The sequence below is a fragment of the Prochlorococcus marinus XMU1402 genome, from assembly GCF_017696205.1.
Lineage (GTDB): Bacteria > Cyanobacteriota > Cyanobacteriia > PCC-6307 > Cyanobiaceae > Prochlorococcus_A > Prochlorococcus_A marinus_AC.
Genome location: NZ_JAAORD010000001.1, coordinates 424152 through 441024, shown reverse-complemented (window position 1 = coordinate 441024; position 16873 = coordinate 424152). Strand labels below are relative to the sequence as shown.

The 16873-nt window shown below is 31.1% G+C and carries 16 protein-coding genes; 7 read left to right on the top strand and 9 right to left on the bottom strand.

Features of this window, described 5'->3' with window-relative positions:
• Positions 1-45: 45 nt before the first annotated feature.
• Positions 46-1188 (top strand): aldo/keto reductase, encoded by a 1143-nt coding sequence (locus HA141_RS02475; protein ID WP_209116588.1) that lies wholly within the window; start codon positions 46-48, stop codon positions 1186-1188.
• Here the strand turns inward: HA141_RS02475 and HA141_RS02470 are convergent.
• From HA141_RS02470 to topA, 5 genes are read right to left on the bottom strand one after another with little or no spacing between them, the layout of a single operon-like run.
• Positions 1177-2175 (bottom strand): hypothetical protein, encoded by a 999-nt coding sequence (locus tag HA141_RS02470; protein ID WP_209116586.1) that lies wholly within the window; start codon positions 2173-2175, stop codon positions 1177-1179. The genes HA141_RS02475 and HA141_RS02470 overlap by 12 nt on opposite strands.
• Positions 2176-3333, bottom strand: coding sequence for a nicotinate-nucleotide--dimethylbenzimidazole phosphoribosyltransferase (locus tag HA141_RS02465; RefSeq protein ID WP_209116584.1), 1158 nt, complete (start codon positions 3331-3333; stop codon positions 2176-2178). It abuts the gene before it with no gap.
• A gap of 12 nt (positions 3334-3345) precedes the next feature.
• On the bottom strand, positions 3346-3984 hold the full coding sequence (locus tag HA141_RS02460; protein WP_209116582.1) for a DUF2232 domain-containing protein: 639 nt from the start codon (positions 3982-3984) through the stop codon (positions 3346-3348).
• 21 nt (positions 3985-4005) lie between these two features.
• Positions 4006-4593 (bottom strand): hypothetical protein, encoded by a 588-nt coding sequence (locus tag HA141_RS02455; protein ID WP_209116580.1) that lies wholly within the window; start codon positions 4591-4593, stop codon positions 4006-4008.
• A 4-nt stretch (positions 4594-4597) separates the two neighbouring features.
• Complete coding sequence (gene topA, locus HA141_RS02450) at positions 4598-7204, bottom strand: type I DNA topoisomerase (RefSeq protein WP_209116578.1); 2607 nt, start codon at positions 7202-7204, stop codon at positions 4598-4600.
• A 174-nt stretch (positions 7205-7378) separates the two neighbouring features.
• Between topA and HA141_RS02445 the strand changes: the two genes are divergently transcribed.
• Positions 7379-8899, top strand: a complete 1521-nt coding sequence (locus tag HA141_RS02445; protein ID WP_209116576.1) for an NAD(P)H-quinone oxidoreductase subunit N — start codon at positions 7379-7381, stop codon at positions 8897-8899.
• A gap of 17 nt (positions 8900-8916) precedes the next feature.
• Positions 8917-9603, top strand: coding sequence for an ABC transporter ATP-binding protein (locus HA141_RS02440; protein ID WP_209116574.1), 687 nt, complete (start codon positions 8917-8919; stop codon positions 9601-9603).
• A gap of 2 nt (positions 9604-9605) precedes the next feature.
• Here the strand turns inward: HA141_RS02440 and HA141_RS02435 are convergent, their stop codons facing one another.
• Positions 9606-10355: a biotin--[acetyl-CoA-carboxylase] ligase gene (locus HA141_RS02435; protein ID WP_209116572.1), complete on the bottom strand. Its 750-nt coding sequence runs from the start codon at positions 10353-10355 to the stop codon at positions 9606-9608.
• 99 nt (positions 10356-10454) lie between these two features.
• On the opposite strand from HA141_RS02435, the gene HA141_RS02430 reads away from it, so the two are divergent.
• Positions 10455-10916, top strand: a complete 462-nt coding sequence (locus tag HA141_RS02430) for a DUF721 domain-containing protein (RefSeq protein ID WP_209116570.1) — start codon at positions 10455-10457, stop codon at positions 10914-10916.
• A gap of 5 nt (positions 10917-10921) precedes the next feature.
• On the opposite strand, the gene ubiE is transcribed toward HA141_RS02430, so the two are convergent.
• Positions 10922-11623 (bottom strand): bifunctional demethylmenaquinone methyltransferase/2-methoxy-6-polyprenyl-1,4-benzoquinol methylase UbiE, encoded by a 702-nt coding sequence (gene ubiE, locus HA141_RS02425; RefSeq protein WP_209116568.1) that lies wholly within the window; start codon positions 11621-11623, stop codon positions 10922-10924.
• 45 nt (positions 11624-11668) lie between these two features.
• Positions 11669-12439, bottom strand: coding sequence for an imidazole glycerol phosphate synthase subunit HisF (gene hisF, locus HA141_RS02420; protein ID WP_209116566.1), 771 nt, complete (start codon positions 12437-12439; stop codon positions 11669-11671).
• 59 nt (positions 12440-12498) lie between these two features.
• Here hisF and petP point away from each other — a divergent pair, with 59 nt between their 5' ends.
• The 3 genes from petP to HA141_RS02405 are packed head-to-tail and all read left to right on the top strand — an operon-like array spanning position 12499 to position 15462.
• Entirely contained in the window at positions 12499-12723 is a 225-nt protein-coding gene (gene petP, locus HA141_RS02415; RefSeq protein WP_011375988.1) for a cytochrome b6f subunit PetP, read from the top strand.
• 8 nt (positions 12724-12731) lie between these two features.
• On the top strand, positions 12732-13679 hold the full coding sequence (gene chlG / locus HA141_RS02410) for a chlorophyll synthase ChlG (protein WP_011817939.1): 948 nt from the start codon (positions 12732-12734) through the stop codon (positions 13677-13679).
• Position 13680: 1 nt separating this feature from the next.
• A complete protein-coding gene (locus tag HA141_RS02405) occupies positions 13681-15462 on the top strand; it encodes a transglycosylase domain-containing protein (protein WP_209116564.1) in 1782 nt (593 codons plus the stop codon).
• Here HA141_RS02405 and HA141_RS02400 read toward each other — a convergent pair.
• Entirely contained in the window at positions 15459-16775 is a 1317-nt protein-coding gene (locus HA141_RS02400) for a 16S rRNA (cytosine(967)-C(5))-methyltransferase (RefSeq protein ID WP_209116562.1), read from the bottom strand. The two genes, HA141_RS02405 and HA141_RS02400, sit on opposite strands and share 4 nt — an antisense overlap.
• Between the last annotated feature and the right edge of the window lie 98 nt (positions 16776-16873).

Here is a 16873-nt window from a genome sequence, read left to right as displayed (position 1 = left end):
ATAAATAAATTAAAGAGTAAATAAAAAGAAATTGATCATATTTAGATGATTATTGATTCACAAAAAAGATCATTTGGTAAAGGAGAAAAAGTGAGTTTATTCACTTTAGGGACAATGCGAGCAACTGAAAGTCTTGAAAAAATGTATAACATAATAAAAAATGCATATTCTGCAGGAATTAACCACATAGAAACAGCACCCTCTTATGGTAACGCTGAATCACTTATTGGAAATTCATTAAAAAAACTTGCAAGAGAAGAGAACATATCAGAAAAAAATTGGGTGATTACTACCAAAGTTTTACCAAAGGGTGATTTTAAATTTTTAAAAAGTAATTTTAAAAAATCTCTGAAAAATTTAAATCTCAAGAGAGTTAATAATCTAGCAATTCATGGGCTTAACTTAAAAAAACATCTAGATTGGGTTCTTGCTGGAGATGGCAAGAAATTTATATCATGGATACTCGAAAAAGAATTAGTTGATCAAGTGGGCTTTAGTTCGCACGGAAGTTATTCACTCATTAAAGAAGCAATTGACTGTGAAGTTTTTAGTTTTTGTAGTCTTCATTTGCATTATTTAGATCAATCTAAAATTACTTTGGCAGAAAAAGCCATAAAAAAAGGTATGGGAGTTTTAGCCATATCGCCTGCTGATAAAGGCGGTAGATTATTTTCCCCTAGTAATATATTGATAGAAGCCTCTAAGCCTTTTCACCCATTAGAACTAGCATACAGATTTTTGTTGGCAAAAGGGATTACAACTTTGTCCCTTGGGGCCACACACAATAAAGATTTTGAGTTTGCAGAAAAACTCAGAAACTCTAGCGAGAAACTCACAATACATGAAAAAAACGCTCTCAAAAAAATTGAGGATGTAGCTAATGAAAGATTAAACTCAACCAAATGCGAACAATGCAGATGTTGTTTGCCATGCCCAAATGAAATACCTATTCCAGAGATACTTCGTCTAAGGAATATATCTATTGGTTATGGTCAATTAGAATTTTCAAAAGAAAGATATAACTTAATAGGAAAAGCTGGTCACTGGTGGGAAGAAAAAAATTCATCCTTTTGTCAAGAGTGTAATGAATGTGTTCCTAAATGTCCTAGTAAATTAGACATACCAAATTTGTTAAAACAAACCCATAGCTTATTAATTGAAACTCCGACAAAAAGATTATGGGGATAAAGATTCATTCCATGAATTTTCAAGATTAATTTTTTGTTCATTTGTTAAGACAGGAAAAGACCAACTATTATCCCAACATTTCTGAGAGGGACCTGAAATGGGGGAGATATCAGATTTATATTTACTTTGTAAATAATCACTATTAAATGGTAGATACCAGCCTTGACTTGCTAATTTATCTACTACTGATTTATTTTCCAAAGATTTAATCCATTTTATTAATATTGAATTATTTATATTCGACCTACTAAGTAAAAAATGCCACATCAAAGGTACTCCTTGGCTTGGGAAAACTAAAGAAAGTCTTGGATCTATTTTCAAATATTTTGAGCACAGACTATAAGGAACTATGGCAACGCAAGCATCTGAATTAATCAGCCAATTGAGCATATTTTTATCATCAAATAACATTGCTTGGCTTTTAAGTTTTTTTAGAGAGTTAGATGAATTGATTTTTTTAGAAATTGAAAATATTATTCTGGGACTTTGTGGAAAAATAATTTTACCTGTTAATTTTTTAGATAGAAGGAAATCCCAAGAAGTTCTTGCTGAATTTATTATTTCTTTATTATTTTTAATAATAATTGTGTAAGGTATAACACCAATAGGAAATAATTTACTTCTTTGATTTTCTTTAAAACTTCCTAAGAAATCAATCGATCTCTTATCTAAATTTGCGAACAATGGATATTCATTTATTTTTTCAAATTCCGTAAAATTTATACTATTAATCCATCCATCATTTATTAAAGTAAAGTCAGAATTGAGAATTATATTTCCATTATTTTGTAGTTGATTACTGTCAAAATTAACATTTTCTTGTTTCCAATCTTTTGGAATAGTATCTTTAAAAGACCTTGGATAAAAAGATTTTTGCAGAGAAATCTCTAATTTATTTGGAAGATTGCTGCAAGAGTTTAAAAGAAATAGAAGCGAAAACTTACCATAATTTAAAAATTCTCTTCTAGTTGCAATTTTTGAAAACATTTAGCAATCCTTCTCTAAAGAAATTTGACCTAGACCTTTCATCATTTCCAGATTTTGTTGACACAATGAAATTATTTCATGATTTTTAAACCCATTCAAAAAAGCAAGTATTGATATTCCGCCAGCACCTACACCTTCTTTTACATGACCAATTTCATAATCCCTCAATTCTTGATTTATTGAAGATTTAAAATTTAAAGGGCTCGCTAAACCTAATAAATTTACATGATATTTCTCATTTATTAAATTTAATAAAACATTTAAAGAATTATCTTTTACAAGCCAACTAGTAGTAGCAATAAAAACATCTTGGAAAAAGTTATCTTTATTTTTTGAATCTAAAAATTCTAATGCAAGCAAAATGACAGCCAACATTTGACTCCCCCCTGACAATATAACAGGTTGCTTTGCTATCCTTGCTCCAATTAGTAAACCCATTGAAAAAGCTTGGAAAGGATCTCCCACTGATGCGACAACATCAAAAGAGTCAAAATCAGTTTTAAAATTTGCATTTAAAAGTCCTTTTTGAACTACTTTGCTTTTCAACTCTCTTGGTGCTTTAAATAAACTACTCCCGACTAAATTAGACACTTTCAAACCAAAAGCTTCCATTACGGCTTGAGCGGTTGTCGTGCCTCCCGGTACAGATTCAGAAATCAAGATTGGTTGTCTTGATGATTTTCCTATCGCAAGACCTCTTTCATAGAGATTTATAACTCTCTCTTTGGGCATAGATTTACCAGTACTAAGACAATTTGATGGTCCCAAATCCTTATCTTCTACAACCAAATGATTAAAGTAAGGCTTTACTCCTATTCCTATAGGAACAATAACTGGAAAAACATTTATAAGCTTTGAACAAACGTGACTTATCAGGGCCGGAGTTACACCTGCATTGAGGAGGGGCAATTTATATTTATGATCTTTTGAAGCACCCTTAAGCATAAATTCGGCATCAGCGAGCGCAGTTATTTTCCTTGACTTTGCATTAATACCTGCAGCAGAAATTCCAGGAATTTGCGATGTATTAGTACCTGCAATAACAAGGAATATTTTGAAATTATTTATATTATTTTTCAGTATTTCTATCCTATTAAGTTTACTTTTTTTATTGGATTCATTACCAAAAAAATTAATTCCTAATTCTATGCTATTCATTCTTATATTTTTTCAATTGTTGAAATCAACTAAGCTATTTAATAATCGTGGAGGATCTGGGATATTTAATTTAAATCTTGGAAAAAGAGAATAGGCAACTACATGTACCGTTAAAACATAAACTAGTTCTTGAAAAATTATTAATAAAATAGAAACTAATTGAATACTTAAAATTGATGGAGAAAAAGGTAAATTTAATAAACCAATAAACTTTTCTATTAGCCCATAACTTGCTCTAGTAATTACAACCCAGAGATTATCTCCAACCAAAGTAGATAAAGCTATTACCCGAATGAAGAAACCGATGGTTCCAATAATGACTCCTATGGTTAAACTTATTCTCCAACTCTTTTTTTTAAACCAACACCATCCCAACCAACAAGCCAAGATCCCATAAGGAAATAAAAACAAGGTTCCTCTAACAGGACCCATAATTATGAATAAAAGTAGAAATTGTATTATGAGCCCTTCTAATGCAGTTTTAGTTCCTCTTCTCAAGTGCAAAAGTATCATTGGCAGGGGTAAGATCAATCTTAATAAAGCTCCCCCAATCGGCAAATAATATAGGGCAACCCATAATAAAGATGAAAGAGATGCTAAATAAGAGGTCTCTACAATATTTAATGCTTCATTTTTTGTTGTTATTTTCATCTTATTTTTGAATAATTTTAATTAATCTTTATTCATATTTTTATTTTTTGAGTCCAAAATACGTTCAATCTTTTCTATTTCAAAATTTACCTCAGAATTCCTCAATATGGAACTTAAATCTTTAGTTGGGTCTTTTGGGTCTGCATCTTTTAAGATAAATATTATTTTGTAAGATTGAAGCTCAATTTTTCTTTTTTTTGAAGAATTTTTAATTTTAATGTTTTTTTGTTTTTGGAATTTTTCTAAATTTTTATATTTTTTTTCTTCTAGATCATTTTTTGTTTTTGGCTTTTCTTCTTTTTTTATTTTTTCATAATTTTTTTTATTAATCTCTATGTTTTCTTTTACTATGTCTCTTTTATTTTCAAGAGCATTTTTTGTTTTTGGCTTTTCTTCTTTTTTTGTTTTTTCATAATTTTTTTTATTAATCTCTATGTTTTTCTCTACTACATTATTTTTTAATAGATTCTTTTGCGAATCGTCAACTTGGCTTATTTTTTCTAAATCATTAAAACTACTTTCAAGAAAATTTCCGATCCTCCCTCCAGAGCATGATTGCAATAAAGTTAAAAAAATTAATAAAAAAAATTCTTTTTTTTTTAAAATCATATTTTTAACTTTTCTTTTTCCTTGTAGTTTTTTTATTATTTATTTTAGTTTTTTTTAAAATAGATCCTTTTTTATCTTTTAGTTTTTCTTCTAGAAGAGATACAGCATCATCTATGGAAAATTGTTCTAAATTAGTATCTTTAGCAATAGAAACATTAGTTTTGCCACATTTTAAATAAATCCCATATCTTCCATTTAATATTTGAATTTTTTCTTTAAATTCTTTCAGTATTCCGAAGTCTTTAAGTACCTCTTGACCACCTCTACCCATTTTTGGCATAGCGAGAATTTCTAATGCTCGTTTTATATCAACTGTAAAAACATCATCCTCTTTCTTTAATGATCTGTTTTCAGATTCACTTTCATTTTTAATCCATTTAATATAAGGGCCAAATCTTCCTCTATCAGCCTCGACAATACCTCCTTCAGGATGAACTCCTAACAATCTAGGCAAACTTAAAAGTAGCAAAGCCTCATCTAGAGTTAGATCATCAGTTTTCAACTCTTTAGGTAATGAAGCTCTTCTTGGTTTAGCTTTATCTTGATCATTATTTCCCAATTGAACATAAGGTCCATAAGGGCCAAATCTTAAAAAGACTTTTTCCCCAGTTTTTGGATCAGTTCCAAGATCTGATGGGCCATTTAAAATTTGATCAACTTGCTTTAAGTCTAAATCACCAGGAGTAATATCCATTGGAAGATTACCTTTCGCCTGAATTTCATTACCAGATTCATCAATCTTTATACCCTCTAACCAAGGTCCGTTAGAGCCTATTCTGACTACGCAAGGAAGGTCTTCGAAATCAACTTGTCTATAAGCCTTACCATCAATATCACCCTCTGTTTTCTGAACTTTCACCTCCAAACCATTTTTTCCTTTATAGAAAGTCTCAAGGTATGGTAACCATTCAAGATTCCCTGAAGATATTTCATCCAATGAAGATTCCATTTTTGCAGTAAAAGTAGTATCAACTAGATCAGGAAAATGTTCTTCTAATAAAGCTGTTACAGCAAAAGCTGTAAACGTTGGAGCCAAAGTATTGGAAGATATATTTGCATAACCTCTATCCACAATTGTTCCAATAATGCTTGCATAGGTAGAAGGTCTTCCAATACCTTCTTTTTCGAGAACTTTAACTAATGCAGCCTCTGTATATCTTGCAGGTGGTTTAGTTTCATGGAAAGTAGATTCCTTGTTAGTAACTTCAAGAGATGTTCCAGTCGTTAAGTTTGGGAGAATAATTTCTTGTTGTTCAAGGGAAGAACTTGGGTCATCACTTCCCTCAACATAAGCTCTGAAGAATCCAGCGAAATCAATACTTTTGCCGCTCGATTTAAACAATCCATCACCAACACTAATTTCAGCATTAATCATTGTTAGCCTAGCTTCAGCCATTTGACTAGCTACAGTTCTTTTCCAAATTAAATCGTAAAGAGATAAGTCTCTACCAGTTAGGTTGGTTTCGTTTGGTGTTTTAAATACCTCACCTGCTGGTCTTATAGCTTCGTGTGCTTCTTGAGCATTTCTTGCAGTTGAATTAAATTGTCTTGGTGAGTTAGATAAATATTCTTCTCCATACTTGGAACTCACGCATTCTCTAGCAGCTCTTGTGGCTTGTTCAGAAAGATGAACTGAATCAGTCCTCATATAAGTTATAAAACCTCTCTCATATAGCCCTTGCGCACATCTCATAGTTTCTCTTGCAGACAAACGAAGCTTTCTGTTTGCTTCTTGTTGCAATGTACTAGTTGTAAATGGAGGAACTGGCTTACGAGTGGATGGTTTTTTTTCGATTTTTGAGACAACCCAGTCCTCACAGGAAAAAGTCTTCAATAAATCATTTACCTTTTCTTCTCCTATTATTAAAGATTTATTTCCTTGTTTTAATTTACCGGTCTGTTCATCGAAATCGGACCCATTAGAAATTCTCTGCCCGTTTAAACTGAATAATTTAGTTTCGAAAGTGATATTATCTTTTACTAAGGAAGCTTTAATTCCCCAATAACTAGCTTTTTTAAAGGATCTTCTCTCTCTCTCTCTTCTAACAAGAAGTCTTACAGAAACTGATTGAACACGGCCAGCAGATAGTCGGGGGGCTACTTTCTTCCAAAGTAACGGAGATAATTCATATCCAAAAAGCCTGTCCAATATTCTTCTTGTTTCTTGAGCCTGAACAAGTTCCATATCGATTTCTCTTGTTTGATCTAAGGCTTTATTAATTGCCTTTTTTGTAATTTCATGAAAAACCATTCTCTTAGTTGGTATTTTAGGTTTAAGTATTTGCATAAGATGCCAGCTAATACTTTCTCCCTCTCTATCTTCATCAGTTGCCAGTAATAGTTGGGTCGCACCTTTTAATGCATCTTTCAGCTCTTTAACAACCTTTTTCTTATCTTTTGGAACAATATAAAGTGGTTCAAAATCTTCTTTTGTATTAACTCCAATTCTTGACCATTTTTCCTTTTTAACTGCAGCAGGTATTTCAGCAGCTCCTTTTGGAAGATCTCTTACGTGCCCCATTGAAGCAAGAACTTCATAATTAGAAGGCAAAAACTTTCTTATAGTTTTTGCTTTCGTGGGACTTTCAACAATAACAAGTGTGTGATCCAAGGTTTATTTCAAAATTGGTGTTTTTGTTCAGTTAGGGCATATTATGATTATTTGAAGCTTTTTCAAGTAATTTATTCAGAAAATTTCAAAAATCATACCCACAAATTATAATCAAGTTAAGATTAACTCTTAGACCCTTACAATCAAACATCTAATTTAATCCAATTTAATAAAGTGCCCAACGAAATCTTTACAATTAATTTAAATGCTCAAGCCATTATTCCTGAGGCTTTTATTTTATTAGGTATTGTTGGGACACTCCTTGTAGATTTAGCTGGAGAAAAAACTGCATCAAAATGGGCACCAATTCTTTGCTATTTATCAATTGGCAGCTCTCTATTTAGTTTGGCCTTGCAATGGAGCAATCCAGTAGAGGAAGCATTTCTTGGATCTTTTAATTCAGATAATTTGTCAATAGCATTTAGAGCAATAATTGCTTTATCAACTTTAATTTCTTTGCTTATAAGTTGGCGCTATACAGAACAAAGTGGTAGCCCTATTGGAGAATTCGCAGCAATAGTTCTTTCAGCAACTCTTGGAGCAATGCTTTTGTGTGGATCTACTGACCTTATTAGTGTATTCATATCTCTTGAGACTTTATCAGTTGCGAGCTATCTACTCTCTGGTTACCTAAAAAGAGATCCGCGAAGTTCAGAAGCGGCCTTAAAATACTTGCTTGTTGGATCAGCTGCCGCTGCAGTTTATTTGTATGGCTCTTCCTTTCTTTATGGATTAAGTGGTTCAACAAACTTAGCAATTATTGGTTTAGAGATTATAAACAAACCCTCCTTCATTACTTCTCTAGCTCTCGTATTTGTCTTATCAACTGTTGCTTTTAAAATCGCTGCAGTTCCCTTTCATCAATGGACTCCTGATGTTTATGAAGGATCACCTACACCTGTAGTTGCTTTTTTATCCGTCGGTTCAAAGACAGCAGGTTTTGCATTTGCAATAAGAATATTAAGCACTACTTTCTCTTCATTCGATGAAGAATGGAAACTATTATTCACTATTTTGGCGATCTTGAGCATGGCTCTAGGAAATGTTGTAGCGCTAGCTCAAACCTCAATGAAAAGGATGTTAGCTTACAGTTCTATTGGACAAGCAGGATTTGTAATGATAGGAATAGTATCTGGTACACAAGATGGTTTATCAGCTGCTGTTTTATATTTGGCTGCATATTTATTTATGAATTTGGGAGCATTTTCATGTGTAATACTTTTCTCACTAAGAACTGGCTCTGACAGAATTCTTGATTACTCTGGTCTTTACCAAAAAGATCCTCTCATTACATTAGGTTTAAGCCTTTGTCTCCTATCTCTTGGAGGTTTACCTCCAATGTTAGGATTTTTTGGAAAGATCTATTTGTTCTTTGCAGGTTGGGCAAATCATCAATACCTATTAGTAATCGTTGGATTAGTTACTTCAGTTATATCTATTTATTACTACATTTCAGTTATAAAAATGATGGTAGTTAAAGAACCACAGGAAGCTTCTGAAATCGTCAAATCATATCCTGAAATTAACTGGGGAATTGTAGGATTGCCTCCCTTAAGAATTGCACTTTATACTTGCGTGGCAGTAACTGCTCTAGGAGGAATCCTTTCTAATCCTCTTTTTAAATTAGCTAATACCGCAGTTTCAGAAACTCCTTTCTTACAAGATATTATTGCCACTGCAAACAATATTTCATAGAAGAATTTTTTCAATAAATGTCTAAGAAAGTCGCAAGTTTAGAAAATATATCTAAAACATATGGGAAAGAAGATCTAACTGTTAAAGCCTTAGACAGCATAAACTTAGAAATTTATAAAGGTGATTATTTAGCTGTAATGGGAGCTAGTGGCTCAGGCAAAAGTACCGCTATGAATATTATTGGATGTCTAGATAGACCATCTGAAGGTGTTTATATATTAAATGGTATACCTGTTGAAAATTTATGTGATGATGAGCTGGCGGAAATTCGTAATCAAAAATTAGGCTTCGTTTTTCAACAATTTCATCTTCTTTCAGATGCAACTGCACTTGAAAACGTAATTTTGCCGATGATTTATGCTGGAATTGAGCCTGAGCAAAGATTAGAACGAGGTAAGAATGCGTTAAAAAAAGTTGGCCTCTCAGAAAGGATGAATAATCGCCCAAACCAATTATCCGGAGGTCAGCAACAACGAGTTGCTATTGCGAGGGCTATTATCAATAATCCTGCAATATTACTGGCAGACGAACCTACTGGCGCATTAGATTCAAAAACAACTGAAGATGTATTAGATCTTTTTGACAAACTTCATGAGTCTGGAATAACTATAGTTTTAGTTACGCATGAAGATGAAGTTGCAAATCGCGCAAAAAAAATAGCCAAATTTAAGGATGGAAGAATAGTTGAATTAAAAGTTAATTAAATTCAAAACCTTCTTATTACCTTCAGTTTAGTTTCATTTTCAATTCTTAAATTCCCATTCAAATCAATATCTTTAATTTTCCATGAGTCAGGACAATAACCACTAGGTAAAAAACTTTTAGTAAGAAACTTATTTGCAGATTTAATCACATATTCTTTTTTATTGTTGCATTCAATTGAATCATAAAAAGCTTTAAGAACTTTGGCTGTCCAATAATGTTGATTAATATTCTTAGTTTGAAGTACTTTTGATAATGAAATACCTTCTAATGGAGTGTAATTTAAAAAATTCATGCCAAGTCCTAATCTTACATAGATAATTTGTTTACCTCTTGTTATCACCCTTGGTAAAAATCCAATCAACTTTTTTGAACCAAAGAAAATATCATTTGGCCATTTCAAACAAACATTTATATTTTCTCGTCTAAGCATTTCACATAACTTAATACCTAAAGACAAATTAAATATTTGACATTCAAATTTTTTTGAAAATATTGGGTAAGCTGCACTTAACCAAATTCCTCCTTTTGGAGAAACCCAAGTTTTTGAATTTTGGCCAACCCCTGAGAACTGTTCCCTTGCGATTATCGCTACTGGCTGGTTTTTCTTTATTTCAGAATATCCGAGCAAGTTTGTTAGCTCATTTTCGGTGCTTTCACATTTTATTTTGTAATGAAGTGTCCAGGTTGGATATTGACCCTGAATTTTTTTTAAATAAAAAACTGTCTTAGCTGCAGGTCCAATAACTTTCACAAATTCTTTATTAAAACAACAAGCATCTTTTAAAAGATTAGATTAACTTTAGTCTTAATAAGTAAATTTTACAAATTGGATAAAAAGTATTTGCCAATAGTGAATAGAAGGAATCCACATCCATTAAAAAATTGTCTTGATAATTTCAAAAAATCCTGCGGAGACTTAGATAAACTCTCTAAAATCAATGAAAACTGGAAGAACTTAATCGGCTTAGAACTATTTCAAGAATGCAAACCGTTAAATATTGAAAAAAAAATACTTACTATTGCAGTTAATCATCCACAGTGGCGCCAAGCTTTAATCTATAACAAGCATAAATTAAAAGAGAGAATCGAGAAAATTGGAATAACTTTGGATGAAATAAAAATAATACAAAATTATGAAATTAAAAATAAAAATATCAAAGCTACTAATGCAAAGATAGTTTGGGCAAAGCATCCAAGCAGAATAAATCAAAATAATATGTGCATTTGTACTGTTTGTAATGCCCCTACTCCAGAGGGCGAAATCAAAAGATGGGGAAAGTGTTCTTTTTGTTGGAGAAAAATAAAAAACTAAATTCTTTATTTGGTTAATATTAGTATTCCCATTTGCCCCCCCCAAATAGTCCTATATTCAGCTTTTTTAAATCCAACTTGCTTAGCAATATTTATAAGCTCATTTTTCTTTGGAAAATTACTAATACTTTTTTCAATATATGCGTACTCTGGACCTAAATTAAAAAGCCGCGAAATGCTTACTACAATTAATCTCAAATAAATTTTCTGAAAAATATTGGATAAAGAATTTCTTGTTGAGTGATTAAAATCCAAAAATCCTGCCCTTCCTTTATCCTTCAAAAGATCAAAAACTTTTTTTATTCCTTCTTCAACATTATTCAAGTTTCTAAGTCCATATGACATGCAAATCCCATCAAAATTTTTTGAATAATCATTAATTTCTAATACATCTTTAATTTCCCACTTAATAAATTTATTTTTTTTAAGCTCTGATTTTTTTTTTGCAATATTTAAGATATCCTTTGCACTGTCAATCCCAGTAATTGAACCCCTTGGACTAACTCTCTCAGAAATTAAGAATGCTAAATCTCCAGTTCCACAGCATAAATCAGCCCAATCTTCTCCATTTAAAGGTTCCAATAAATTAACTAATTTCCTTTTCCATAATCTGTGCAGTCCAAAACTTAATAGATTATTTAAAAAATCATATTTATAAGAAATTTTATTAAATATATTTTTGACTTCGATAGTTTTTGTGAATTTCATTTTTAAATTTTCAACTTATTTCTTTTTGGTATTAAATTATATTTTTTATTCATATGGTCTAATTGGAAGTTTTTTTTCGAGGAGGAAAGTCTTTATTTCTCTTAAAGAAAGTTTCTTATCATGAAGTAATGATGCTAGAAGTGCTGCTGATGCCCTTCCTTCTTGAAAAACATCATAGATATCTTCTAAACAACCCGCTCCTCCAGAAGCAATCACTGGGATGTTAACAATATTGGTAACAGATTCAGTCAGATGTAAATCATATCCATTCTGCGTGCCATCACCATCCATTGAAGTAAGCAAAATTTCCCCTGCGCCTAACTCCTTAACCTTCTTTGCCCAACTTAATACATCTATTCCAGTATTTTCTCTCCCTCCTTTTACATATACCTCCCATTCATCAGTCTTATTAACTTTTCTTTTAGCATCAATTGCTATCACGATACATTGATTACCAAATTCTCTAGAACTTTTAGAAATTAAATCAGGATTTCTAACAGCAGAAGAATTCAAACTCACTTTGTCCGCTCCAGCTCTTAAAAGATCATTAATTGAAGAAACAGAATCTATTCCTCCACCTACTGTAAATGGGATTTTTACTGATTTTGCAGTCCTAGAGACAAGGTCAACTAATGTACTTCTATTTTCTACACTAGCTCTAATATCTAAGAATACTAATTCATCTGCGCCCTCATCAGAATACCTACAAGCCAATTCAACAGGATCGCCTGAGTCTCTCAAGTTGACAAAATTTACACCTTTAACCACTCTGCCATGGGCGACATCTAAACAAGGAATTAAACGAAGAGCTACCATTTTAGTAAAAATTGTCCAAATGCTGTTAATGTTGCATAATAGCTTCCATTTTACCTCTTATGGCTGAAACAAAATTATTACCCAAAATCGGTAGTAAAATCAAAATTAACATTAACAAAGTAAAAGATAGACTACCAGCTAAATTAATCGATCAAATATCCTCGAATCCTAAAGCCGTAATAACAGGCTATAAGATGACTGACGGCAGAAGTATTGGAATTACCGCAAAATTTCAGAATGGTGAGCAAAATTGGTTTTTCCCAGAAGAAATTGAGAAAGGTTAATGAGTAAAGTGAATGATCCAAAACAACTATTAGGAATTAAGGGTGCCTCTGAAACATCAAGTATATGGAAACTCCGTATACAGTTAATGAAACCTATAACGTGGATACCTTTGATATGGGGAGTTATTTGTGGAGCAGCTGCAAGTGGGAATTTTGAATGGACATTTAGTAATGTTCTAGCTTCATTAGCATGTATGTTGATGAGTGGACCACTTCTGGCTGGTTATACCCAAACCATAAATGATTTTTTTGATAAAGAAATTGATGCAATTAATGAACCAAATAGACCAATTCCTTCTGGGAAAATTTCAATTAAAGATGTAAAAATACAAATCTGGGTATTACTTATCGCGGGTTTAATAGTTGCTTTTCTATTAGATTTATATGCTAAGCATAGCTTCCCCTCCGTCCTACTTTTGGCATTAGGTGGTTCCTTTGTTAGTTATATATATTCTGCTCCACCACTCAAATTAAAACAGAATGGTTGGCTTGGAAATTATGCATTAGGAGCATCTTACATAGCTTTACCTTGGTGGGCAGGACAAGCCTTGTTTGGAAAATTAACTATAGTGACGGCGATACTAACACTTGCTTATAGCCTCTCAGGACTTGGAATTGCTGTTATTAATGATTTCAAAAGTGTTGAAGGAGACTCAAAGCTAGGCTTAAATTCTCTACCAGTAGTATTTGGAATAAAAAATGCAAGTAGAATAAGTGCAGGACTGATTGACATTTTTCAATTAGCAATGGTTGTAGTATTAGTTATTATTGGTCAACATTTAGCCTCTGTAATTTTGGTTTTATTGGTAATTCCACAAATTACATTTCAAGATATGTGGTTACTAAGAGATCCTCTAAAGTTTGATGTCAAATATCAAGCAAGTGCCCAACCGTTCCTTATAACTGGAATGTTAGTTACAGCTTTAGCGATAGGACATAGTTTTTTAGTTGCTTAAGGTGCAAAAGATTAAATTCAAATCTTTTGTTTTAATAATTCCAATATTAATTTTTTCTGGAATATCTTTTTATTTTTTTAGTCTAATTTCTAGCACGTTAAAATTTGACGTATCTAAAAATAAAAAGTTTCGGGAAACCAAATATTCTTATTTAATATCATCTTCTGATAATAAGATACTAAGCAAATTAAGCCGTAAATTTGAAATAGATAATAGTTATCATAAAATTCCATTTTTTATTAAACATACTTTCATATCTTCTGAGGATAAAAGATTTTATAAACATAATGGAATAGATTTAAAAAGTATTTTACGTGCACTTATTCAAAATATTAGAAGTGGTTATGTTAAGGAGGGAGGAAGTACTATTACACAACAAGTTTCCAGATTACTTTTTCTAAATAATGATTTAAGTTTTCAAAGGAAAATCAAAGAAATATTTATATCACTCATACTTGAATTTAGATATGACAAAAATCAAATTTTAAAATTATATTTAAATAATATTTATCTAGGATCAGGAGCATACGGAGTAAACGAGGCTGCCCAAGTTTATTTTGGAAAATTTATAGAAGAATTGACATTATCTGAGGTCGCATTAATTGCGGGATTAGCTCCAGCTCCATCAATTTATTCACCTTATCAAAATTTAGAACTAGCTATTAAAAATAGAAATAAAGTCCTTGAATCAATGTATGTTGATGGATATATTTCTCTAGAAAATAAGAATAAGGCTATTAAAGAAAAAATAAAATTAAATTATCAAACAGCTGATAATTTTTTAGATGATAAATTACTAATTAACTTTATTCTTCAGGAAACAGATAAAAAAATTGAAAGTAAAAATGATTATAAGTTTTTAAGAATTAAATCTTCTATCAACAAAGATTGGCAAGAAAAAGGTCAAAAAATATCAAGATATGCTGGGCCTAAAGACCTTGAATTTGCTCTAGTATCTATCGAATCAAACACAGGACTAATTAGGACAATGATAACTAGCAAAAATCCATCAATTAATGAATACAATAGAGTGATTTCATCTTTAAGACCTTTAGGTTCTACTTTTAAAATAATCCCTTATGCTGCTGCATTAATAGAAGGAATAAAATTAAGCGATAAATTTGAAGACTTACCAATATGCTGGGAAAGTTATTGCCCAAAAAATTTTTCAGAAGACTATAGAGGTTCAATATCTTTGATTGAATCATTTAAAAGTTCATCAAATATCGTTCCAATATCAATTACAAAAAAAATCGGCTTAAAAAATGTTATAAATTTAGCGAATTCATTTGGACTAGGTTATCAGCAAGAGTTTGAGGAATTTCCATCATTAGCTATTGGCTCCTACGGAGATAATCTTTTAAACATAACAAATGCATATTCTGCAATAAACAATAATGGGAGGATTCAAAGCCCTGAAATCATAGAAAAAATAGAATCATTTAAAAAACAACCTATTTGGGAAAACAAATCTATTTCCAAAAAAATATTAGATTTTAAAATAAACAAGAAAATAAATAAACTTCTTGAAAAATCTGTAAAAGAAGGCACTTCAAAAGCAGCCTTTATAAAAGGAAAGAAAATTTATGGCAAAACAGGAACATCTGATGGAAATAAAGATCTCTGGTTTATTGGTTCCATTGATAACATTACAACAGGAATCTGGATAGGTTACGACGATAACAAGGAATCTGAATTATCTAGTGGAAATGCAGCTTATTTATGGAGGAAGTTCATATCTGAAATTTATAAAATTCCAATTAAAAATAAATTATTTTTTTAAGATTTATAAGAAATTATTGCAGAATAAAATCCATCACCAGGATAATCCAAGCTAGGTAAAATTTGCTTTTGGCTAACCAATTTTAAAGTTTTGTTTTTTTCAATAAATCGTTCAATTAATAGATTATTTTCATCGGGACAAATAGTACAAGTTGAATAAACTAAAATGCCACCTTTTTTCAAAAGAGGAAAAATGCTCTCCAAAAGTTTTTCCTGTAATAAAGTTAAAGATTTTATTTTTTCTTGACTTAAAGACCATCTAGAATCTGGATTCCTTGAAAGAGTTCCAATACCTGAACATGGAGCATCTAATAAAATCTTATCAAAATAAGATATGAACTTAGGATTTAATTCAATCAAACTCGTAGCATCAGCCTTAAGGGTATTAACAGATTTCAAATTTAACCTTTCTAAATTTGATTGCAGTATTTTCAATCTTTTTGCTGATCTATCTACGGCAATGATTTCAGCACTATCATTTGTTAATTCTGCTAGGTGGGTAGACTTACTTCCCGGCGCTGCACAAGCATCTAAAATCTTTTCACCTTCTTGTGGATTTAAGAGAGGTGCTATCCACTGAGAAGATCTATCTTGAATTGTCCAAAATCCATCAGTATATCCTGGTAAATTTTTTATAGATCTTGGATTAGATATTAAAGTAATTCCATTATGTAAATCTTTAATAATTTCAGCATCAATTTTATTTTCATGAAGTAATTCCATAAATTCATCTAAATTAATTTTTAATTGGTTAATTCTTAAATCAATTGATGGTTTTTTATTAAATGCCTTAATGATATTTTCACCCTCGCTATTGCCGACCCATTTATAAAGATCCTTCACAAGCCATAATGGAAATGATTCAAGATATGAAATTCTTTCTTTTCTATCAGAAGATAATTCCGGAAAAATTTTTTGTTCTAATTTTCTTGATGCATTTCTCAATATCGCATTTAAAGTTCCGGCTAAACCATTTAAATCTGTTTTTTTAGCTACTTCTACAGTGGTAGAAATAGCAGCAGGAAATGGAATTTTATCCATTTTCAATAGTTGATATAAACCTATATGTAGAAGCCATCTTAACTTTGGAGGCTGCTTTTTATGAGTAATTTTTGATGTATGATCCATCCAAAGATCAAGAAATTTTCTATACCTTATACATCCAAAAGATAATTCAGTAATAAAAGCAATATCAAGCGGATTAAATTGATAATTGTTTAAGACCTTTTCAAGGGCATGATCGCAAAAATCACCAGAACTTACTTTTAATAAAATTTCCCAAGCTGCTTTTCTTTGTAAATATCCAATACTCAAAATATAATTTGTTTTTAAAGATAACTTTAATATACAAAAAATTTAAACTACTTTTTCAATTGAAGAATTTAACAAAATAAAACCTAATGTAGAAATGA